Origin of the sequence: Aestuariivirga sp. (genome assembly GCF_044239095.1) — a bacterium.
Taxonomy (GTDB): domain Bacteria; phylum Pseudomonadota; class Alphaproteobacteria; order Rhizobiales; family Aestuariivirgaceae; genus Aestuariivirga.
The window spans coordinates 1-20,828 of the sequence record NZ_JBIICB010000005.1 but is presented as its reverse complement, the minus strand read 5'-3'; the positions used below and the strand labels follow the sequence as shown (position 1 = coordinate 20,828).

At 62.9% G+C, this 20,828-nt stretch carries 15 protein-coding genes; 5 read left to right on the top strand and 10 right to left on the bottom strand.

Annotated elements, in window-relative coordinates; all coding sequences use genetic code 11:
- Positions 1-86 precede the first annotated feature (86 nt).
- From ACILRA_RS01010 to ACILRA_RS00985, 6 genes are all read right to left on the bottom strand, one after another.
- Positions 87-1,241, bottom strand: coding sequence for a branched-chain amino acid ABC transporter substrate-binding protein (locus tag ACILRA_RS01010; protein WP_395660225.1), 1,155 nt, complete (start codon positions 1,239-1,241; stop codon positions 87-89).
- A gap of 135 nt (positions 1,242-1,376) precedes the next feature.
- The gene (locus ACILRA_RS01005) at positions 1,377-1,706 is read right to left on the bottom strand and encodes a DUF6867 family protein (RefSeq protein ID WP_395660224.1); all 330 of its coding nucleotides are present in this window, start codon (positions 1,704-1,706) and stop codon (positions 1,377-1,379) included.
- A 9-nt stretch (positions 1,707-1,715) separates the two neighbouring features.
- The gene (locus tag ACILRA_RS01000) at positions 1,716-2,438 is read right to left on the bottom strand and encodes an ABC transporter ATP-binding protein (protein WP_395660223.1); all 723 of its coding nucleotides are present in this window, start codon (positions 2,436-2,438) and stop codon (positions 1,716-1,718) included.
- On the bottom strand, positions 2,435-3,334 hold the full coding sequence (locus ACILRA_RS00995) for an ABC transporter ATP-binding protein (RefSeq protein ID WP_395660222.1): 900 nt from the start codon (positions 3,332-3,334) through the stop codon (positions 2,435-2,437). Before ACILRA_RS00995 ends, ACILRA_RS01000 begins: the two co-directional genes overlap by 4 nt.
- Entirely contained in the window at positions 3,334-4,743 is a 1,410-nt protein-coding gene (gene livM / locus ACILRA_RS00990) for a high-affinity branched-chain amino acid ABC transporter permease LivM (RefSeq protein WP_395660221.1), read from the bottom strand. The genes ACILRA_RS00995 and livM overlap by 1 nt, the downstream gene beginning before the upstream one ends.
- Positions 4,744-4,745: 2 nt before the next feature.
- Positions 4,746-5,672, bottom strand: a complete 927-nt coding sequence (locus ACILRA_RS00985; protein ID WP_395660220.1) for a branched-chain amino acid ABC transporter permease — start codon at positions 5,670-5,672, stop codon at positions 4,746-4,748.
- Positions 5,673-5,861: 189 nt separating this feature from the next.
- Between ACILRA_RS00985 and ACILRA_RS00980 the strand changes: the two genes are divergently transcribed.
- Genes ACILRA_RS00980 through ACILRA_RS00970 form a run of 3 tightly spaced genes read left to right on the top strand, consistent with a single transcriptional unit; the run spans position 5,862 to position 10,745 of the window.
- Positions 5,862-6,398 carry a PadR family transcriptional regulator gene (locus ACILRA_RS00980; protein WP_395660219.1) on the top strand — a complete coding sequence of 179 codons (537 nt, stop codon included), beginning with the start codon at positions 5,862-5,864 and terminating at the stop codon, positions 6,396-6,398.
- An 18-nt stretch (positions 6,399-6,416) separates the two neighbouring features.
- Positions 6,417-7,562 (top strand): efflux RND transporter periplasmic adaptor subunit, encoded by a 1,146-nt coding sequence (locus ACILRA_RS00975; RefSeq protein ID WP_395660218.1) that lies wholly within the window; start codon positions 6,417-6,419, stop codon positions 7,560-7,562.
- A gap of 12 nt (positions 7,563-7,574) precedes the next feature.
- On the top strand, positions 7,575-10,745 hold the full coding sequence (locus tag ACILRA_RS00970; RefSeq protein ID WP_395660217.1) for an efflux RND transporter permease subunit: 3,171 nt from the start codon (positions 7,575-7,577) through the stop codon (positions 10,743-10,745).
- A 1-nt stretch (position 10,746) separates the two neighbouring features.
- Here the strand turns inward: ACILRA_RS00970 and ACILRA_RS00965 are convergent, their stop codons facing one another.
- Positions 10,747-11,949 carry a hypothetical protein gene (locus ACILRA_RS00965; protein ID WP_395660216.1) on the bottom strand — a complete coding sequence of 401 codons (1,203 nt, stop codon included), beginning with the start codon at positions 11,947-11,949 and terminating at the stop codon, positions 10,747-10,749.
- Between the two features lie 137 nt (positions 11,950-12,086).
- Between ACILRA_RS00965 and ACILRA_RS00960 the strand changes: the two genes are divergently transcribed.
- Complete coding sequence (locus tag ACILRA_RS00960) at positions 12,087-12,953, top strand: L,D-transpeptidase family protein (protein ID WP_395660215.1); 867 nt, start codon at positions 12,087-12,089, stop codon at positions 12,951-12,953.
- Positions 12,954-13,084: 131 nt separating this feature from the next.
- Here the strand turns inward: ACILRA_RS00960 and ACILRA_RS00955 are convergent, their stop codons facing one another.
- From ACILRA_RS00955 to ACILRA_RS00945, 3 genes are all read right to left on the bottom strand, one after another.
- Positions 13,085-13,225 (bottom strand): hypothetical protein, encoded by a 141-nt coding sequence (locus tag ACILRA_RS00955; protein ID WP_395660214.1) that lies wholly within the window; start codon positions 13,223-13,225, stop codon positions 13,085-13,087.
- Between the two features lie 813 nt (positions 13,226-14,038).
- Positions 14,039-17,713: a vitamin B12-dependent ribonucleotide reductase gene (locus ACILRA_RS00950; protein ID WP_395660213.1), complete on the bottom strand. Its 3,675-nt coding sequence runs from the start codon at positions 17,711-17,713 to the stop codon at positions 14,039-14,041.
- 490 nt (positions 17,714-18,203) lie between these two features.
- Positions 18,204-19,742 carry a DHA2 family efflux MFS transporter permease subunit gene (locus ACILRA_RS00945; protein WP_395660212.1) on the bottom strand — a complete coding sequence of 513 codons (1,539 nt, stop codon included), beginning with the start codon at positions 19,740-19,742 and terminating at the stop codon, positions 18,204-18,206.
- Positions 19,743-20,017: 275 nt separating this feature from the next.
- Here ACILRA_RS00945 and ACILRA_RS00940 point away from each other — a divergent pair.
- The coding region (locus ACILRA_RS00940) for a DedA family protein (protein WP_395660211.1) at positions 20,018-20,828 on the top strand (811 nt) is incomplete at its 3' end.

Sequence of the window (20,828 nt, the reverse complement as noted above, 5' to 3'; positions counted from 1 at the left end):
CTGCGCAAGCCGGTGCAGCATCAGGGCAGGCAACAAAAGACCCGCGCGACAGGATCGCGCGGGCCCGGTCATGTCATGCACCAAGCTCAGTCGGCGACGTAGGTGATCTTGCCGTCAGCCAGCTTCTTCCAGGTGTAGAGCACGTAGTCCGGACGGGTGATGTCGCCCTTCTTGTCGAAGGAGATGTCGCCGATCACGGTCTTGAAGGCGACGCCCGAGTACATGTACTCGCCAACCTTCGCCGGGTCGGCAGCGCCGACCTTTTCGATGGCTGCCTTGAGGATTTCCATCGCGGCATAGGTGTAGAGCGTGTAGGCCTCGGGGTTGAAGCCGGCATCCGTGAACTTCTTCACGACTTCGGCCGCCTCGGGGCGGTTGCGCGGGTCAGGCGGGAAGGTCATGAGGGTGCCTTCAACGCCCGGGCCGCCGATCGAGGCGAACTCGTCGGAGGTGATGCCGTCGCCGGACATCATCACGGCGGTCATGCCCTGGTCACGCATCTGGCGGACGATGAGGCCCGCTTCCGTGTGCAGGCCGCCCCAGTAGACGACTTCGACATTCGCCTGCTTCATCTTGGAGACGAGCGCGGAGAAGTCCTTGTCGCCGACGTTGATGCCTTCGTAGACGGCTTCCGTCACGCCCTTGGAGTTGATGTAGGCCTTGGTCGCATCAGCCAGACCCTGTCCGTAGGGGGTCTTGTCATGGATGACGGCGACAACCTTGCCCTTCAGGTTGTTGACGATGTAATCGCCCGCAACCGCGCCCTGCTGGTCGTCACGGCCGCAGGTACGGAACATCATGAGGTCCGGAGCGGCTTCCGTCCAGTTGCCGCAGGGGCCGTTCTTGCGGTCGGTCACGCAGATGTTGGTGGCCGACGGGGTGATCGACAGCATGCCGTTCTCACGGTACACTTCCGAGGCCGGCATGGTCACGCCGGAGTTGAAGTGGCCGACGACGAACTTGATGCCCTCACCGACGTATTTGTTGGCGACCGACACGCCCTGCTTGGGGTCCGACACGTCATCGCCCAGCACCAGCTCGATCTGCATGCCCATGATGCCGCCGGCGGCGTTGAAGTCAGCGGCCGCCTGTTCGGCGCCCTTCTGCATCTGCGCACCGAAGGCTGCGTTCGGACCCGTGAAGGGACCGCCGAGGCCGATCTTCAGCGTCTCGGCATAGGCGGATGTGGCCAGCAGCACGCTTGCTGCGGCGACAACGCCCGTAATCCAGTTCTTCTTCATTCAGTTCTCCCTATCGTCTTCTCAGTGGGAGCCCCGTCTGGGGCCCTTTCAGCGGACGCACCGCCTTGGTTGGCATATTTGCGCCAAACCGAGGTCATGTCATCCGTTTTCGTGACGAGCTGCCGGAGGGCCGGATCAGCTCTTGCTCCGCCAGGTCAGCGGGCCGGTACGCTCGTACAGCCAGTAGTATTGGCTGGTCATTTGCTGGGTGCGCTTCCAGCGGAAGCCGAACAGCGCCAGCACGATCATGGTCGCGGCATCTGCAGCATAGCCCAGGGTTGTGAGCAACTGCTCCTCGAAGAGCGCGAAGTGCAGGAAGCGGACGCCGAGTGCGAGCCCCAGGGACGCGATGACGAGGAGCCAGACGTTACGCCAGTTCTGGGCGAAGCTGCGCCCCATCAGGATGGCTGCCCCGCCGCCAAACAGCAGCGTCAGCAGCACGTAGACCCAAAACGTCTTTTCCATTGCAGTCTCCTAGTGCGCTCCGCCTTCGAGGTAGGCAGCGCGAACCTCCGGGCGCTTCAGCAACTCTTCCCCGGTGCCGCTCATGGTGACGAGCCCATTCACCATCACATAGGCGCGGTGGGCCAGCTTGAGGGCGTGGAAGGCGTTCTGCTCGACAAGGAAGACGCTGAGCCCTTCCTTGCGGTTGAGATCGCGGATCGCCTCGAAGATCTGCTTCACGATCAGCGGGGCGAGACCCAGCGACGGCTCGTCGAGGAGCAGAAGCTTCGGCCGCGCCATCAGGGCGCGCGCGATCGCCAGCATCTGCTGCTCGCCGCCCGAAAGCGTGCCGCCGCGCTGGTTCATGCGTTCCTTCAGGCGCGGGAACAGCGTGAAGGCGCGCGCTACGTCCTCTTCGAGATGGGCATAGCCGTCGACGGTGGCGCCCATCTGCAGGTTCTCGAGGACCGACATGCGCGGGAAGATGCGGCGGCCTTCCGGCGACAGCGCGATCCTGAGCTTGGCGATCTCCTGGGTCGGCAACCGCGTGATGTCCTGGCCGTTGAAGGTGATCGTTCCCTCACGGGCCTGCGGATTGCCGAAGATGGTCATCATCAGCGTCGACTTGCCGGCACCGTTGGAGCCGATCAGCGTGACGATCTCGCCTTCGTTCACATCGATGTCGACGCCCTTGAGGGCGGCGATCTTGCCGTAATAGGTCTTGACGCCGCGGGCAGAGAGGAGGGCGCTCATGGGTGGCCTCCAGCGCCGCCCTGCGGCAGCTCGGCACCCGCCTTGGCAACCAGTTCGGCGATTTCGGGCCTGGACTCGATCTCGTCATCCTCGACGCCGAGATAGGCGGCGATGACGCGCGGGTCGGCCTTCACGTCGGCTGGTGTGCCGTCGGAGATCTTCTGGCCGTATTCGAGAACCACGATGTGATCGGAAATCTTCATCACCACGGACATGTCATGCTCGATGAGCAGGATCGACGTCTTGTCGGAATCCCGGATGGACAGCAGCAGTTCATTGAGTTCGGCCGACTCGCGGGGGTTGAGGCCGGCCGCTGGCTCGTCGAGGCAGAGGAGTACGGGATCGGTGCACATGGCGCGGGCAATCTCGAGGCGGCGCTGCGCGCCGTATGACAGTTCGCCTGCCGGATCGTCCGCACGGTCATAGAGGTTGACCCGGTTCAGCCATTCAGCCGCGCGCTCTTTTGCGCTGCGCTCGGCACGGGTATAGGCGGGCAGGCCGAACACGCCGGCGACCGACATGCCCGACGCCCTCATCAGCATGTTGTGCTGGGCCACCAGCAGGTTCTCCAGCACCGTCATGCCCGAAAACAGCCGGATGTTCTGGAAGGTGCGCGCCACGCGTGCCCTTGCGGCAACGTGGAAGTCCTGCATGCGGTCCAGGTAGAAGGAGCGGCCGTCCAGATGGGACATGGTGATGAGGCCTGCCGTCGGCTTGTAGAAGCCGGTAATGCAGTTGAACACCGTCGTCTTGCCAGCACCGTTCGGCCCGATGAGGCCCGTGATCTCGCCGTGGCGAGCCACAAAGCTCAGATCGTTCACGGCAGTCAGGCCACCGAAACGGACCGTCAGGTGCTCCACGGAGAGCACACTTGCGGAAGTTGCCAAGCCCGCCATCAGCCGTGACCTTCTTTGACATTATCCGAACCTATGGCCTTCTTTTCGTGGAGGAAGGCTGTTGGTTGCCGGACTGAGACGAATCCTCGCGGTTTCCAGAGCATGATGATCACCATGGCGGTACCGAAGATCAGCATGCGGAAGAGTTCCGGCTTGAAGTCCTGGCCGAAGATGCTCTTCAGGAAATCGAGTTCACGCAGGATCTCGGTTCCGCCCTGCATGGCCACGGCCGCAATCGCCACACCGAGGAGCGAACCCATGCCGCCAAGCACGACGATGGCGAGGATGATCGCCGATTCGATGAACTTGAAGCCCTCCGGATCGACGAAGCCCTGGCGGGCGCCGAAGAAGGCGCCGGCAAGGCCACCGAAGAAGGCGCCGCAGGCAAAGGCCGTGAGCTTGGTGCTGGTGGTGTTGATGCCGAGCGAGCGGCAAGCGATCTCGTCCTCGCGCAGCGCCTCCCAGGCGCGGCCCACGGGCAGGCGGCGCAGCCTCAGCGTGACCCAGGCTGTCATGAGCGCCAGTACGACAATCACGTAGTAGAGGAAGATCGTCCGGTACCAGGGCGCGGGCGGGATCGTCACCGGATCGAAGCCGAAGGTGGTGGTGATGCTGCTCAGCAACCAGGATAGCCAGGCGGCAAAGCCGTCGGGCGTGCCGTCGAACTTGATGCCGAAGAAGGTGATGCGCGGCGCCGAGATACCGGCACCGCCGCCGGTGAAGTCTTTCCAGTTCTTGGCCACGAGATAGATGATCTCGCCGAAGGCAAGCGTCACGATGGCAAGGTAGTCGCCCCGCAATCGCAGCACGGGGAAGCCCAGAAGGATGCCCCAGAAGGCCGCGAGAATGCCCGCGACCGGCAAGCACAGCCAGAACGACCAGCCGAAATGCAGCGCCAGGAGCGCGTAGGAGTAAGAGCCGATGGCGTAGAAGGCGACATAGCCAAGGTCGAGAAGGCCCGCGAGGCCCACCACGATGTTGAGCCCCCAGCCGAGCATCACATAGATCAGGATCAGGATGCCGAAATTGTCGACCCACTTCGGAATGCCGCCGACGCCCGCAAGCAGGATGACGAGCAGCGGATAGCCGATGACGAAGGCAAGCCCGCCCGGCGCCAGCACCTTGGCGATCGCCGAAGGGGCTGCAGCTGGCTTGGTGGTGGCGGAGGCAGCGCGCTTCTCCGCGGCGGCCTTCACGGCCTTGATGATGAGATAGCCCACCACTGCAGCGAGGATGGCAGCGAAGGCATGCCAGGGCCTGAACAGCAGTATGAGCTCATTGTCCATGTTCTGCTCGGTCTTGAGACCGATCAGGGGTCCGAACAGGCCAAGCGCAATGGCCGCGACGATCAACACGCCGATCAGCGTGTTGCGGACGGATGAGCCCGCGGAGTCTTTCGTGCTAGCCATGATCAGACCTTCTCGACCTCAGGCCGCCCGAGCAGCCCTTGTGGCATGAAGATGAGGACGATGGCGAGGATCGAGAAGGCGGCGACGTCCTTATAGGCCAGGGAGAAATAGCCGGAGAAGAAGGTCTCGATGAGGCCGATCAGCAGTCCGCCGATGACGGCGCCCGGGAGCGAACCAATGCCCCCCAGCACGGCAGCGGTGAAGGCCTTGACGCCGGGGATGAAGCCGTCCTGGTAGGAAATCACACCATATTGCATCAGATACATGACACCCGCCACGGCGGCGAGGCCGGCGCCCATGACGAAGGTGGCTGAGATCGTGCGGTCGACATTGATGCCAAGCAGGGCGGCCATCTTGCGGTCCTGCTCGCAGGCACGCTGGGCGCGGCCGAGCGACGTCTTCTGAACAATGTACCAGAAGATGCCAAGGAGAACAGCCGTCACCAGCACGATGACGATCTGCTTGTAGGCGAGGACCACCGCGAAGCCGTTTTCGCCGGTGGTGATCGGGATGACCGCCGAGGGGTCGAACATGGGCGGAATGGGCTTGTTGCGCGGGTCCTGGACGATCTGGATGAAGTTCGAAAGCACGAGCGACACGCCGATGGCGGAGATCAGCGGCGCGAGCCGGAAGCTGCCGCGTAGTGGCCGGTAGGCCAGTTTTTCGATCACCCAACTCCACAATCCCGTCAAGGTCATGCCCACGACCAGCATGACGATGAGGGCGATGGCAATGCTGGAAATCCCCAGCCATGTGGTGACGACCAGAAAAGCGATCAGGGCAATGAACGCTGAAACCATGAAGACGTCGCCATGGGAGAAGTTCACCATGCCGATGATGCCGAATACCATGGTGTAGCCAATGGCGATCAGGCCGTAGATTGACCCAAGCGTGATGCCATTGATCAGTTGCTGGAGAAAATACTCCATCGTCCCACCCTTTTTGTGATTTGCTCGGCGTTATTCTTGTGCTGCCGTTGATCCCTCTTACCTAGATGGATTTTTCCGCACAAGGGGCCGTCCACCGAAGTGGTGGCAGATTCGACTTGTGTACTATTCCGATCCGATATATATCGGATCGTCATCTATCGAACTGGAATATATCGGAACGTAATTGACATGAACGTCAGGACGCTCTGCCTTGGCATCCTCTCCACTGGAGAGGCTTCGGGCTATGAGATCAAGAAGGACATCGAGGAGGGGCTGTTCAGCCATTTCATCGATGCCAGCTTCGGATCGATCTATCCCGCGCTGACACAACTTGCGGGCGAGGGACTGGTCACCGTCAGGGCGGAGGAGCAGTCCGGCAAGCCAGACAAGAAGGTGTATGCGATCACCCCCAAGGGGCATGATGCGCTGGCCCGCGCCATTTCGGTGGTGCCAGGGCGCGACAAGTACAAGTCCGAATTCCTGTTCCAGATGCTGCTGCAAGAGTATATCACGCCGGAAATGATGCGGGCTGCAATCGACAAGCAGATTGCTGACATCGAAGGCGATCTCGCACGTATAGGTGAATGCCGGTGCTCGGAGCAGCCCCTCGCCGGGGCGCGCTTCGTGGCGGATTACGGTGAGGCGGTGCTGAGCGCTGGCCTGCGAGTACTAAAGGAAAAGAAGGCCGAACTCCTGCTGGGTCTCCCGCAGCAGGCGGCGGAATAGGACTGGGACCCGAACAACATGATACGCCGTATTCTCTATCTCCTGCTCTCAACCGTGATCCTTGGCGGATTGGCCGGGGCCATCGCCTTCTATGCCTTCGACTTCAAGCCGAAGATGCTGGCGGAAGTCATTCTGGGCGCCCCCGTGCCGCCTGAAACGGTCTCGGCCGAGGCGGCGCGCACCGATACATGGCAGCCGCAGATTTCGGGCATTGGCACGCTCACCGCCTTCCAGGGCATCGACATCACGCCGCAGGTCGGCGGCATCGTCACGGAAGTGAATTTCGTGTCGGGTGAGGACGTGCCCAAGGGCAAGCTGCTCGTGAAGCTCGACACCCAGACCGAGGAGGCCGACATGCGTTCGATCGCGGCCGAACTCGCCAATACCGACACGGACCTGATCCGCCGCGAGGCGCTGGCCGCCAAGGGCGTGGTGGCGCGCACCGAACTCGACACGCTGAAGACCCGCAAGCGCGTTCTCCAGGCCACGCTCGACCGCCGCCGCGCGGAAATTGCGCAGAAATACATCTATGCGCCGTGGGACGGCCGCGTGGGCCTCAATGACATTGCGCTCGGCAGCTTTCTGGCGCCTGGTCAGAAGATCGTCTGGCTGCAGAAGATCGACCCCGTCTACGTCGACTTCACCGTGCCGGAGACGGATTTCGGACGCATCGTCCTCGGCCAGAAGGTGACCGCAACCTTCAATGCCTACGCCGGGGAGAGCTTCACCGGCAAGATCACCACGACCGATGCGCGGGTCTCCGACACCAGCCGGATGATTACGGTGAGGGCCGAGATTGCCAATCCGGACAAGAAGCTGGTGCCCGGCATGTACGCAAACGTGCTGGTCGACGCGGGCGACACTCAGGAGGTCATCACCGTGCCGCAGACGGCGGTGACCTTCTCGCTCTACGGCGACAATGTCTTCGTCGTGAACACGGTGAAGACGACCGGCACGGACGGCAAGGAGATCGAGGAGCGCGTGATCGAGCGCCGCTTCGTCAAGACCGGCTCCGTGCGAGAGGGCCGCGTGGCGATCGAAAGCGGGCTGAAGCCGGGAGACCAGGTGGTGACCGCCGGGCAGAACAAGATCGACCAGGGCAGCAAGGTGGTGATCGACAATTCGATTGCCCTTAAGCTCCGCGACGCGAACACCATCCAGTAAGGGCCAAGCGGCATGCATTTCACCGACATCTTCGTGAAGCGCCCGGTCCTCGCGACCGTGGTGAGCCTCCTGATCCTGCTGGCGGGCCTTCAGGCGATCTTCCAGCTGCCCATCCGCCAGTTCCCCGAGGTGTCAGACACCAAGATCGAGATCGTCACTGTCTATCCTGGCGCCAATGCCGATCAGATCAAGGGCTTCATCACCACCCCCCTGCAGCAGGCCGTGGCCTCGACCGAGGGCGTGGACATTATCGAATCGCGTTCGTCCCAGAACGTCTCGACCATCACGCTGAAGCTTCGCCTGGATGCCAACGCTGACCGTGCCCTTGCCGACGTTCTCTCCAAGGTGAACGAGGTCAAGGGCGTGCTTCCCGAGGAGGCGAACGACCCCGTGGTCAAGCGCACCACGGGCGCGGGCTTTGCGCTGATGTACATCAGCTTCAAGTCGGAGCAGATGTCGCCGCCGCAGATTTCCGACTATCTCGACCGCGTGGTGAAGCCCAAGCTGCAGGCCATCAACGGCGTGGCGTCTGCCGAGATTCTCGGCGGGTCAACCTTCGCGATGCGCGTCTGGCTGGACCCGGAGAAGATGGCCTCGCTCGGCATCACCCCGCTCGACATCCGCCAGGCGCTGGCGGCCAACAACTTCACCACGGCGGCGGGCGAGGTGAAGTCGGACTTCACCCAGCAGAACATCAATGCCCAGACCTCGCTCGAGACGCCGGAGCAGTTCGAAAACCTTGTTATCGCCACGCGCGACGGCTCCGTGATCCGGCTGGGCCAGGTTGCAACCGTCGACCTCGGGCCCGAAAACTACAATTCGACCTCCGCCTTCGACGGCCTCAAGGCCGTGTTCATGGGCATCCAGACGACGCCCGACGCCAACCCGCTCACCGTCATCGCGCAGGTGCGCGAGGCCATGCCCGAGGTCCAGCGCATGCTGCCCTCCGGACTTGAGGCGAACATCGCCTATGACGCGACCGAATTCATCAATGCCTCGATCTGGGAAGTGGGCAAGACGCTGGCCGAAGCCGGGCTCATCGTCATTGTCGTGATCTTCCTGTTTCTCGGCAACATCCGCTCCACCATCATTCCGGTGGTCACCATTCCGCTCTCGCTCATCGGCGTGGCCCTGGTGCTGGTGGCCTTCGGCTATTCGATCAACCTGCTGACGTTGCTGGCGCTGGTTCTCGCCATCGGCCTCGTGGTCGACGATGCGATCGTGGTGGTCGAGAACATCCACCGCCACATCGAGGAGGGGATGAAGCCCTTCGACGCGGCGATCAAGGGTGCGCGCGAGATCACCGGCCCGGTCATCGCCATGACCGTCACCCTTGCCGCGGTCTACGCGCCGATCGGCTTTACCTCGGGCCTCACCGGCGCGCTGTTCCGCGAATTCGCCTTCACGCTGGCGGGTGCGGTCATCGTGTCTGGCATCGTCGCGCTGACGCTGTCGCCGATGATGACCTCCAAGATGCTGAAGCCGCATGCCGAGCTCTCCTGGTTCGGCCGCCTGGTGGAGCGCGTCTTCGGAGGCCTGCAGCGCTTCTACCGCAGGCGTCTTGACGGCACGATCCGGCAGCGCTCGGTGTTTGCCTGGATCGCGGTGCTCACCATCGTGCTCTCCGGAATTCTCTACAACGCCATCAACCGTGAGCTGGCGCCGGCGGAAGACCAGGGCGTGCTATTCGCCTTCATCAATGCACCGGAGCACACCAACCTCGATTACCTCACCACCTACACCGATGACCTGACGAAGACCTTCCTCGCCGTTCCGGAGAAGCAGAACCTCTTCGCCATCAACGGATTCCCCAACCCGCATTCGGCCTTCATGGGCCTCATCCTGAAGCCATGGGGCGAGCGTGACCGCTCCGACCTTTCGGTGATGGGCGAGCTGCAGCCGAAGTTCAAGGCGGTCTCGGGCGTCAACATCTTTGCCACCGCGCCCTCGGCAATTCCTGTGGGTGCGGGCGACCTCCCCATCGAATTCGTGCTCACCTATCCGGGTGACTACACGCGGCTTGCCGATGTGCTGGATCAGCTCAAGGCTGAGGCGATGAAGAGTGGCCTGTTCATCTTCACCAACGCCGACCTGCGCTTCCAGACGCCGCAGGTGGAACTCGTCGTCGACAAGGACCGCGCCAACCGGCTGGGCGTCACCATGCAGGACGTGGGCGCAACGCTTGCCACGCTGCTCGGCGGCAACAATGTCAACCGCTTCACGGTGGACGGGCGCAGCTATCAGGTGATCCCGCAGGTGCCGCGCACCGAGCGGGAGTCGGTCGACCAGATCCTCAGCTTCCGGGTGCGCGCGGCCGATGGCTCCATGGTGCCGCTCGGCGCCTTCACCACGGTCTCGCAGACGGTGCAGCCCAACGGGCTCTCCACCTTCCAGCAGCTGAACTCCGCCATGCTGCAGGGCGTGCCATTCCCCGGCCGCACCATCGGCGAAGGCATCGACTTCCTCAAGAAGAAGGCCGACGAGATCATGCCGCAGGGCATGGCCTATGACTTCAAGGGCGAGAGCCGCCAGTTCGTGAAGGAGGGCAACACGCTGGCTGTCACCTTCGCCGTGGCGTTGCTGCTGATCTACCTGGTGCTGAGCGCCCAGTTCGAAAGCTTCCGCGACCCGTTCATCATCTTGATCGGCCTGCCCGCCACGGTGTTCGGTGCGCTCTTCGTGCTGTTCATCCTGGGCGAGATCAATGGCGCGATGATGAATAACCCGCCCGTGAACCTAGGCTCCGGCACCATCAACATCTACACCCAGATCGGCCTCGTGACGCTGATCGGCCTCATCGCCAAGCACGGCATCCTGATGGTGGAATTCGCCAACAAGCTGCAGGAGACCCTGGGCTACGACAAGAACACAGCCATCAAGGAGGCCGCAGCCGTCCGCCTCAGGCCCATTCTGATGACGACCGCCGCCATGGTGATCGGCGTCGTGCCGCTGCTGATCGCGGATGGCGCTGGCGCCAGGAGCCGCTTCGACATCGGCGTCGTAATCGCGGCGGGCATGACCATCGGCACGCTGTTCACGCTGTTCATCACGCCCGCGATCTATTCCTATGTGGCGCGCGACCGGCGGCACATGCACGACGCCGAGAACGCCTCGGACGTGCTGGGCCTGCCGGTCTCCGCGCCCGCCAATGATGCCGGGCTGATCGCGAAAGCGGCCGAGTAGGTCAGTCGTTCGCCGTCACCGTCAGGCCGAGCTTGGTGATTGCCTCGCCCGGCTTGTTCGGATCCATGGCGGAGAGTTGGGCGACGCTCAGGGAAGCGGCCGGCTTGGCGGTGATGGTGAGGGACTTGGGGTTGGCGAAGAACGCATTCACCGCCGCCATGGCCTGTTGCGCGAAGGCCTCGTTCTGGAACTGCACCAGGGCAAGCTGCAGCATCGGACCGATCGAGGCGCGGAGCGTGTTCTCGTCCATGCCGTTGATCGCGGCGGCCATGGGCATCAGCCTGTTCACCAGCGACTGATCCTCGAAGCGCAGGCTGGCGCCGTTGAGCAGGACCTGCTGCATCTGCGGAAGCAGGGCGGCGTAGTCCGGCTCCTTGCCCTCGGTGTGGGCGCTGAGCAACTGGGCATAGACCGCGAGCGGAATATCGGCAAAGCTGGCGCCGAGGCTGAGCTTCGCGATGTCGCGGCCATTGATGCCCACATCGAAGCGGTAGCTGACCTTGTCACCTGTCAGCTTCATGTCGCCCGTGGTGGTGAAGTCGAGGTTGAGACTGGTGTAGCCAAGCTGCTTCAGCATGCCGCCCTGGTCCATCAGCGCCAGCGCCGCTTCAGGTATCGCAATGTTGTTGACGTTGATGCTGAAGGTGCCCGCGCCGGTGTTGGGATCGCCGTCCCATGTGCTTTGCACGCCGTCAACCGCGATCGACTGGCCCCCGGCGTTCAGATTGATCTGGCCGCTGCTGATCTTGCGGGCGAAGGAGGACGTGGCGAGGAGCTGATCCACCGGCGTGGGATTTTCGCCGAGCGCGCGAATATACCAGCCTTCGGCGCTGGACTGGGGAACGGAGATGCTGAAGCCGTCCGCGCCGCTCACCTCCATCGAGAGGTTGCTGAAGTTCGCCTTCTCGACCTGATAAAGGGCCTGGCCTTGCTCGCTGATACCGGAGAACGTTACCTCGCCCACCTTCAGGTTGAGGCCCGGTGAAGCGCCGTCGGCGGGTACGGCCAGCGTGAGATTGGTGATCGTGGCGTTGCCGTTGCCATCGGTCGTGATGCCTTCATAGGCATGCTTGCCTGACATCTGCCGCTCGAGATTGTCGAGGAAAGCCTGCACGGCCGGCGGAGCATCCGCTGCCTGCGCGAGGCCGGGGAGGGCAGTGGCGGTGATGAGGGCAAGGGCGAATAAGGTGTGGAAGGTTCGCATGATGGCTCCTGGGGAGTGGACGCAAGGCGTTTGCCCGAGCATAGGTGAACGCCATATGAACGTAAATGCAATTGCCTGCCACGCCGAACTTTGCTGAAAGGCGGGCATTGCGGGACTTTGGAAGGATTGGAATGGGAATGCGCAAGTTTCTTTTGCTCCTGGTGCTGGCGGTGATGCCGGTGCTGGCATTCACGGTGGAAGCGCCCGCCGCCACGCCGAAGCCCACGGAGCAGCAGTTGCTGATCAAGAAGAAGAAGGCCGAGGAGGCTCGCAAGGCCGCCGAGGCCCGGGAGGCCAAGGAGAAGAAGGCCGCCGAGGCCCGGAAGGCGAAAGAGAAGAAGGCCGCAGAGATCCGCAGGGCGAAGGAGAAGCAGGTTGCCGAGACCCGCAAGCGCGAGCAGCGTTTGGCGCTGGAGAAGAAGCAGCGTGAGAGAAAGGCGCAGGCAGCCGCGCAGCGCCGGGATTGTGGAGGCTTCCTCGAATGCCTGCTCAACAAGCCGCGCCGCGGCGTCCAGACCGCTTCGGCCAGCGCCACGGCGCGCGACATGCCGACGGGCGAGGACATCCGCTGGGCGCCGGCCACCGGTTACGCGCCGGGCTCCATTGTGGTGAAAACGCCTGAGCGCGCGCTTTACCTTGTGACGGGCGATGGCAAGGCGCGCCGCTACAAGGTGGGCGTCGGCAAGGAGGGCTTCCAGTGGGCTGGCACCTCGACCATCGTGCAGAAAGCCGAATGGCCGACATGGCGCCCGCCACAGGCAATGATCAAGCGTGAGGCAGCCAAGGGCCACATGCTTCCCGCCGAGATGGAGGGCGGCCCGGGCAATCCACTCGGCGCGCGCGCACTCTATATTGGCGGCTCCATCTACCGTATCCACGGAACCAACGCGCCAGGCTCGATCGGCGGTGCTGTCTCCTCCGGCTGCATCCGCATGATGAACAGTGACGTGATCGACCTCTATGAGCGCGTCAAGCTGGGCGCCAAGGTCTACGTCACGCAGTAGGCTGCAAAGGCAGAAGCCGGATCGAACGCGAAAGGGCCGCAACCATCGTTGCGGCCCTTTCGCATCAGCAGAGAAAGAACTGACCCCGGAGGCAGGCGCCGTCCGGGGTCCAGTCCTGAAGTCTCAGAAGATTACTTCTTGGCGGCCTTCTTGGCCGGCTTCTTGGCGGCCTTCTTGGCAACCGTCTTCGCAGCCGGCTTCTTGGCAACCTTCTTGGCCGGCTTCTTGGCGGCCTTCTTGGCAGGCTTCTTTGCAGCTTTCTTCGCAGCCATCGCTGTCTCTCCTAGTGTTGATAGTGCCCCACAACGCAGGTAAGCCTCACACAGACGGGCAGGCTGGCATGTAAGAACCGTGCTTGACCGTCATTGGTATGTTTACTGCACCCGCTTGTGTGATTCGGCAATATGCCGACAACATGTTGTATGCTCCGAAAATCTCTCTAACAATCGGTAAACGCTGGGGAAACCGGCGAACACGTCCTTGTACGGACGAAAGCGCCACGATGCGCTCAAAATCCAATAAAACAAGGCTTTTCTGCCATCGTTCAGTATGCTGACGATCAGCGTTTTCCGGTGCGGGCGAGTGCTCCGCTCTGTCAAGGCCTGGCGGCCCAATGAGCAGGAAGCTGTGGATATTTTTTTCGCGAGCTGTCCCCGGCGCCGCTTTCCGGCCCTTCGCAAGGCGCGTGAGAAGGGTCTTCGCACCGAGAGCGGCGTAGCCGTTCAGGTGAGATCAACTCGCAATTCTCGCACCGTCATGCCAGCGAAAGCTGGCATCCCGCTTTTGTTGCAGCACGTGCGGACAGAAAGCGGGACCCCAGCTTCCGCTGGGGTGACGGCAGTGATGATGAGATGTCTGAGGTGGCGGACGGTCAGGTGAGATCAACGCCCCACTCGCACCGTCATGCCAGCGATAGCTGGCATCCCGCTTGTATTGCAGCACATGCTGATAGAAACCGGGACCTCAGTTTCTGCTCGTATGATGGAGCAGACGGAGCGCGCTCCGCTCCAAGGCAGTGTCCCGAACAAACGAAAAGGCCGGAACGTGTCCGGCCTTTTCCTCATACCGTCGATCGTCTGCTTCGCTCAGGAGCAGCCGCTTGTCGAGCCGCAGGTATCGCACTTGAGGCAGGTTCCGTTGCGGACCATCGTGAAGTTGCCGCATTCGGAGCAGCTCTCGCCCTCGTAGCCCTTCATGCGCGCTTCTGCGCGGCGGTCGCTTGCGGTGATGACCGCGGTCTCGACCGCGATCGACATTTCCTGGCGGACCTGGGTTGCAACCACGGGCATCTCGGCGAGCGCAAGGGCGCCGTGCGCATCGGCCTTCAGCTGCAGCGCGGGCATCGGCTGATTGCCTGACATCACCACCACATTGGAGGTGGCGAGGTTGGGGCGGCGCACGAAGCCAGACGACAGCACGCGGGAGGCAGGCACACGCGGCGCGTTGTCCGAGCCTTCGCCCTTGCCAAGCGAATCGAAGCCCATCTCCGAGGGTTCGACATGGGCCAGGTCGGTGCGGCCGAGGTAGGACACGGCCAGCTCACGGAACACGTAGTCGAGGATCGATGTCGCGTTCTTGATCGAGTCATTGCCCTGCACCATGCCCGCAGGTTCGAACTTGGTGAAGGTGAAGGCGTCCACGAACTCCTCCAGCGGCACGCCGTACTGGAGGCCGACGGAGACCGCGATGGCGAAATTGTTCATCATCGCGCGCAGCGCCGCACCCTCCTTGTGCATGTCGATGAAGATTTCGCCCAGCTTTCCATCATCGTATTCGCCGGTGCGGAGGTAGACCTTGTGGCCACCGACCACCGACTTCTGGGTATAGCCCTTGCGGCGGTTCGGCAGCTTCTCACGCGAGCGCTCGCGTTCGATGACGCGCTCCACGATCTTCTCCACCACCGTCTCGACGCGGGCGGCCAGCGGCTTCGCAGCGAGGGCGTCCACCGCATCCTCTGCCTCCTCCTCGTCGTCCGCGATCAGCTGGGCGGAGAGGGGCTGGGAGAGCTTGGAACCGTCGCGGTAGAGCGCATTGGCCTTGAGCGCCAGCTTCCAGGACAGCATGTATGCGTTGGCGCAATCCTCGACATTCGCATCATTCGGCATGTTGATGGTCTTCGAGATCGCCCCCGAGATGAAGGGCTGGCTCGCCGCCATCATGCGGATGTGGCTGTCGACCGAGAGATAGCGCTTGCCGAGGCGGCCGCAGGGATTGGCGCAGTCGAAGACGGGCAGGTGCTCAGGACGAAGGCCCGGTGCACCCTCAAGCGTCATGGCGCCGCAGACATGGACGTTCGCCTTCTCGATATCGGCCCTGGAGAAGCCGAGATGGCTCAGCATGTCGAAGCCGAAGTCGTTAAGCTGCGCGTCGGTGACGCCGAGCACTGTCCGGCAGAACTCCTCGCCCAGCGTCCACTTGTTGAACACGAACTTGATGTCGAAGGCAGAGGCGAGGCCGGACTCGATCTTGGCGATCTGCTCCTCGCCGAAGCCCTTTGCCTTGAGGGCGGTATGGTTCAGGGCAGGGGCATCCGCCAGCGTGCCGTGGCCCACCGCATAGGCGATGATCTTCTCGATCTCCGCCTGGCCATAGCCCAGCGTGCGCATTGCCTCGGGAACGGCCTGGTTGATGATCTTGAAATAGCCGCCGCCTGCCAGCTTCTTGAACTTGACGAGCGCGAAGTCAGGCTCGATGCCGGTCGTATCACAGTCCATGACCAGGCCGATCGTGCCGGTGGGCGCGATCACGGTGGCTTGCGCATTGCGGTAGCCGTGCTGCTCGCCCAGCGTCACCGCATTGTCCCAGGCGCGGCGTGCGGCTTCGGCAAGGCGCTTGTCCTTGAGGCCGGTCTCATCCAGCGCGACGGGGGCGGTGCGCAGGCCCTCGTAGCCCACGGCCGCGCCATAGGCTGCACGGCGGTGGTTGCGCATCACGCGGAGCATGTGCTCGCGGTTCTTTGCGAAGCCGGCGAAGGGGCCGAGTTCCTTCGCCATCTCTGCGGAGGTGGCATAGGAAACGCCCGTCATGATGGCCGAGATCGCAGCGCAGATGGCACGGCCCTCATGGCTGTCATAGGGGATGCCAGCCGTCATCAGCAGGCCGCCGATGTTGGCGAAGCCCAGGCCCAGCGTGCGGAATTCGTAGGAGAGCTTGGCGATCTCCTTGGACGGGAACTGCGCCATCATCACCGACACTTCGAGGACGATAGTCCACAGACGCACCGCATGCTCGAAGGAGGCGATGTCGAACTCGCCCGTAGTCCCGTCGCGGAACTGCAGAAGGTTGAGCGAGGCCAGGTTGCAGGCCGTATCGTCCAGGAACATGTATTCCGAGCACGGGTTGGATGCGCGGATTTCGCCCGAGGCGGGGCAGGTGTGCCAGTCGTTGATGGTGGAGTGATACTGGATGCCCGGGTCGGCCGAGGCCCATGCGGCAAAGCCAATCTTGTCCCACAGCTCGGCGGCCTTCACCGTCTTGGTGATCTTGCCAGAGAGGCGTGACTTGAGCTGCCAGTCGCTGCCGCGCTCCACGGCGTGGAGGAACTCGTCGGTCACCCGCACCGAGTTGTTGGAATTCTGGCCCGAGACCGTGCGGTAGGCTTCGCCGTCCCAGTCACTGTCATAGGTATCGAACGCGATCTCCTTGTAGCCCTGGCGGGCGAACTGGATGACGCGCTTGATGTAGTTGTCGGAGACCAGCGCCTTGCGGGCATCCTTCACGGCGCGCTTCAGGGCCGGGTTGCGGTCGATCTCGTAGCAATCCTCGCCCGGGCCTTCGCAGTTGACGCAGGCCTTCATCACGGCCTGAAGATGCTTCTTCACCGTCCTGGAGCCGGTGACGAGGGCCGCCACCTTCTGCTCTTCCTTCACCTTCCACTCGATGAAGTCTTCCACATCCGGATGGTCGACGTCGACGATGACCATCTTGGCCGCGCGCCTGGTGGTGCCGCCCGACTTGATGGCGCCCGCTGCCCGGTCGCCGATCTTGAGGAAGCTCATGAGGCCAGACGACTTGCCGCCGCCCGACAGCTTCTCGTTCTCGCCGCGCAGGTCCGAGAAGTTGGAGCCCGTGCCGGAACCGTACTTGAACAGCCGTGCCTCGCGCACCCAGAGATCCATGATGCCGCCCTCGTTCACGAGGTCGTCGGCCACCGACTGGATGAAGCAGGCATGGGGCTGGGGATGCTCATAGGCCGACTTGGACTTGGTCAGGCGGCCCGTTTCGGAGTCGACATAGTAGTGGCCCTGGCCTGGGCCATCGATGCCATAGGCCCAGTGCAGGCCGGTGTTGAACCACTGGGGCGAATTGGGGGCGCATTTCTGGGTGGCGAGCATGAAGCACATCTCGTCATAGAAGGCGCGCGCGTCCTGCTCGGTATCGAAATACTTGCCCTTCCAGCCCCAGTAGGTCCAGGTGCCGGCAAGACGGTTGAACACTTCCGTTGAGGACCGCTCACCCGTGAAGCGCTCCTTCTCAGGCAGGGCGGCAAGCGCCTCCTGGTCGGCGACGGAGCGCCACAGCCAGGACGGAACAGTCTCTTCCTCCACGCGCTTCAGCGCCTTCGGCACGCCTGCCTTGCGGAAATACTTCTGCGCCAGAATGTCGGTCGCGACCTGGCTCCACGATGCCGGAACATCGATGCCCTCCAGGCGGAACACCACGGAGCCGTCAGGATTCTTGATCTCGCTGGTGGCGCGGCGGAACTCGATCTCCGCATAGGGTGCCTGTCCGGCCTTGGTGTAACGGCGTTCAATCCGCATCTTTTTCAGTCCTCTTTCATATCGTTGCCACGAGCGCGCAAAAAAACGCCCCGAGGTGCCAATTCCACCTAGTTCGAAACACACACATCCCCGTCCCCGGAAACTGCTGTTCCCGGGCGTGCAGGCTCTTTTCTTGAGTTATGCTCTGCAGAAGAAACCACTCGATCGGTCTCTTCCGTCAACCCCTCGGCCTCATTCGCGAAGATAGTCCCTATAGACTTGGTGCGTCAATGCCTAGTGTTTTAACAAAAGGTTAACACCACATCTTGTGTCCGAGATCTTGCGTTCCCCGCGGATGAATTTCTTTTCGTACGATTCTATGGATAAGCTCAAGAACTCCCGCAACTTATGAGCGCTATACACAGGGGCGGGCCGTCATTGGCCTGTCACTTTGGCCGTCGATTACAGGCTATGACCGGACAGATCGAGCCGGGGAGGGAGCGGTTGTCACCGCTATCCACAGTTACGAAAACAGCCTTTCCGGCAACCCTCAGTTCATTCCGGCGCCCGGCTCTTCCCGAATCGGCCCCAGGCGCCACAACAGAATCAGGGCCAGGGCGGTGAGTGCGCCCATCATCAGCCATGCTTCGTTGACGGCCAAGGTCACGGCAGTCTCCTGCACCGTGTCCATGATGCCAAGCAGGCCCGTGGGGTCCTCGGGGTCGGGAAGCTCGTCGGGCGTGATCCGCAGCAGGCTTGCCGCTGCGGCAGGGTCGGCCGTCATCATGCTGGTGATCCGGTCGGCGTGCTCGGCGCTGCGGGTGAACAGCAGTGTGTCGATCAGCGCGATTCCGATGACCCCGCCCAGCGCCCGGCTCAGGTTGTAAAGCCCGCTCGCATCGCTCACCTTCTCCACCGGCAAGAAGCCCAATGCAAAACGGGTGACGGGAACGATGCAGAAGCCGAGTGCCAGGCCGCGCACCACCTGGGCCCAGAACAACTCGTCATACCCCGACTCGCTTGTCTCGAAGCCGCTCATGGCCAGCCCGGCAGCAAAGACGCCGAAACCGATCATGGCCAGCAGGCGCGGCGGTAGGAGGCGGTCGAGGACGACCGACAGCGGGGCTGAAACGAGCTGCGCGATCCCGGTGACAAGAATGATGATGCCGATCTCGAGCGGTCCCATGTAGCCCACCAGCGCGAGGAACACGGGAAGCAGATAGACCGATCCGATAAGGCCGATGCCGAGAATGAAGCTCAGCCCGCAGCCGTAGGCGAGGTAACGGTCCTTGAGCAGGCTGAAGTCGACAACTGGCGCGGGCCGGATCACCATCAGCCAGGTCAGGCCTGCGAAGGTGCCGAACAGCGCCAGCGAGAGGGGTGACAGCCACCCCTGGTCGGGCGCCTCCTTCAGGCCGATCTCGAGGGCGGCGAGCGACACCGCAAGGAAGATCAGAGATGCTACGTCAAGTTGCTTCAGGAGCCCGAGCTTGATGGGCTCGCGCGGGAAGCAGGCAAAGACCAGAACCGCGGCGATGAAGCAGGGCGCCACGTTGATCAGGAACAGCCAGTGCCAGGACAGCGTTTCGGTGATCAGCCCGCCGGTAACCGGGCCCATGGTCGGAGCGATGACAGCCAGAATGCCGCCCATGACTGTGGCCAGCGCCTGTTCCTGCCCCGGCCGGAACAGCAAGAAAACGGCGGAAAACATCGTGGGGATCAATATGCCTGCCCCCATGCCCTGGAACGTGCGGAACGTCACCAGCTGGGCGAAACTCGTGCTGAGCGCGCAGCCGATCGAGGCGGCGGTAAAGACGGTGATGGCGATGAGTACCAGCCGCTTGAGTGACAGGACCCGCATCAGCAGCCCGGTGAGCGGAATGGTGATGATCTCGGCGATGAGGTAAGAGGTCTGGATCCAGCTCATCCTGTCGGCGCCGATGCCGAGCGCCTCCTCGATGACGCTCAGCGAGGTGATGACGATCTGAATGTCCAGGACCGCCATGAACATGGCGATGCAGAGGCCGGCAAAGCCTAGCCACTTGCGGGTTTCACTCACCGTGCCGAGGTTCATGGGAATATCTGACATGGGGGCCCATAGCATGAACCGGCCGGATCTTGCATCCATTCGCCATGCGGGACAGGCAGGGTCTGTGTTTTTCGCGTCATATTGCTTATCTGTTGCCCCATGTCCGCCGCCCCGCCACCATTACCGCCGAGCTCCTTACCCACACCCGCCGGGAAATGGGAGGGGCATGACGGCTTGACGGCGGAAGCGGACCGGCTCATTGCGGGCCGTCTGGCGGCTGTCGCAATCATTTGCGAGATGGCCGCCTGGAAACCTCGAGGACCAGCCCCGCCGTGATGGATGTGATCAAGCCCTATCTTGACTTTTTCTCCACCAATCCGGAGTGGGCACTGGTCATCATTTTTTTCGTCGCCATGGGCGAGGCGCTGCTGATCATCGGCCTGTTCGTGCCCTCGACCGCGGTTCTCGTGGGCGCCGGCGTGCTCATCGGCACGGGGCACCTGAGTTTCTGGCCCGTCATTATCGTTACCACGCTCGGCGCAATTGTGGGTGACCAGCTTTCCTACTGGGCAGGGCGTTTCTTCGGCGAGAGCCTCAAGACCATGTGGCCGCTCAACCACTATCCGCAACTCGTCGCCAAGGGCGAGGACTTCGTGCGCGAGCACGGCGGCAAGAGCGTCGCGATCGGCCGCTTCGTACCGGGCGTCAAGTCCGTGGTGCCGGGCGTGGTTGGCATGCTGGGCATGAACCAGGCCTTCTTCCTCTTCGTGAACGTGACCTCGGCCGTCGTCTGGGCCTTCGTCCATGTGCTGCCGGGCGTTCTGATCGGCCAGGGGCTGGCCTTTGCGGGCGAGCTGAGCGGACGCCTGCTGGTTGTGCTGCTGGTGCTGCTGGTCCTGCTGGCGCTCGCGGGCTACGTCATCCGTCTGGCCGCTGCCGGTGTGTCGCCCTACCTCAACCACCTGCTCGCACGCGTCTCGGACTGGGCGCGGGCGAAGCCCGGAAGGTCCTGGCAGCGCTTTGCCCGGGCCGTCGCGCCCGAGAACCCGCGCTCCGTCGCGATCGTGCTGTTCGCCGCCATCGCGGTTGCAGGCGTGATCGGGCTTCTCAACCTTGGCTTCCGGGCCGCAACGGGCGATGCCGTCT

Bases quoted from the DNA above. Each gene is read 5' to 3' on its own strand.
- ACILRA_RS00995 (WP_395660222.1), bottom strand. From the start codon at position 3,334: ATGGCGGGCTTGGCAACTTCCGCAAGTGTGCTCTCCGTGGAGCACCTG.
- ACILRA_RS00955 (WP_395660214.1), bottom strand. From the start codon at position 13,225: ATGGCTGCGAAGAAAGCTGCAAAGAAGCCTGCCAAGAAGGCCGCCAAG.
- ACILRA_RS00960 (WP_395660215.1), top strand. From the start codon at position 12,087: ATGCGCAAGTTTCTTTTGCTCCTGGTGCTGGCGGTGATGCCGGTGCTG.
- ACILRA_RS01010 (WP_395660225.1), bottom strand. From the start codon at position 1,241: ATGAAGAAGAACTGGATTACGGGCGTTGTCGCCGCAGCAAGCGTGCTG.
- ACILRA_RS00945 (WP_395660212.1), bottom strand. From the start codon at position 19,742: ATGTCAGATATTCCCATGAACCTCGGCACGGTGAGTGAAACCCGCAAG.
- ACILRA_RS00980 (WP_395660219.1), top strand. From the start codon at position 5,862: ATGAACGTCAGGACGCTCTGCCTTGGCATCCTCTCCACTGGAGAGGCT.
- ACILRA_RS00970 (WP_395660217.1), top strand. From the start codon at position 7,575: ATGCATTTCACCGACATCTTCGTGAAGCGCCCGGTCCTCGCGACCGTG.
- ACILRA_RS00965 (WP_395660216.1), bottom strand. From the start codon at position 11,949: ATGCGAACCTTCCACACCTTATTCGCCCTTGCCCTCATCACCGCCACT.
- ACILRA_RS00975 (WP_395660218.1), top strand. From the start codon at position 6,417: ATGATACGCCGTATTCTCTATCTCCTGCTCTCAACCGTGATCCTTGGC.
- ACILRA_RS01005 (WP_395660224.1), bottom strand. From the start codon at position 1,706: ATGGAAAAGACGTTTTGGGTCTACGTGCTGCTGACGCTGCTGTTTGGC.
- ACILRA_RS01000 (WP_395660223.1), bottom strand. From the start codon at position 2,438: ATGAGCGCCCTCCTCTCTGCCCGCGGCGTCAAGACCTATTACGGCAAG.
- livM (WP_395660221.1), bottom strand. From the start codon at position 4,743: ATGGCTAGCACGAAAGACTCCGCGGGCTCATCCGTCCGCAACACGCTG.
- ACILRA_RS00950 (WP_395660213.1), bottom strand. From the start codon at position 17,713: ATGCGGATTGAACGCCGTTACACCAAGGCCGGACAGGCACCCTATGCG.
- ACILRA_RS00985 (WP_395660220.1), bottom strand. From the start codon at position 5,672: ATGGAGTATTTTCTCCAGCAACTGATCAATGGCATCACGCTTGGGTCA.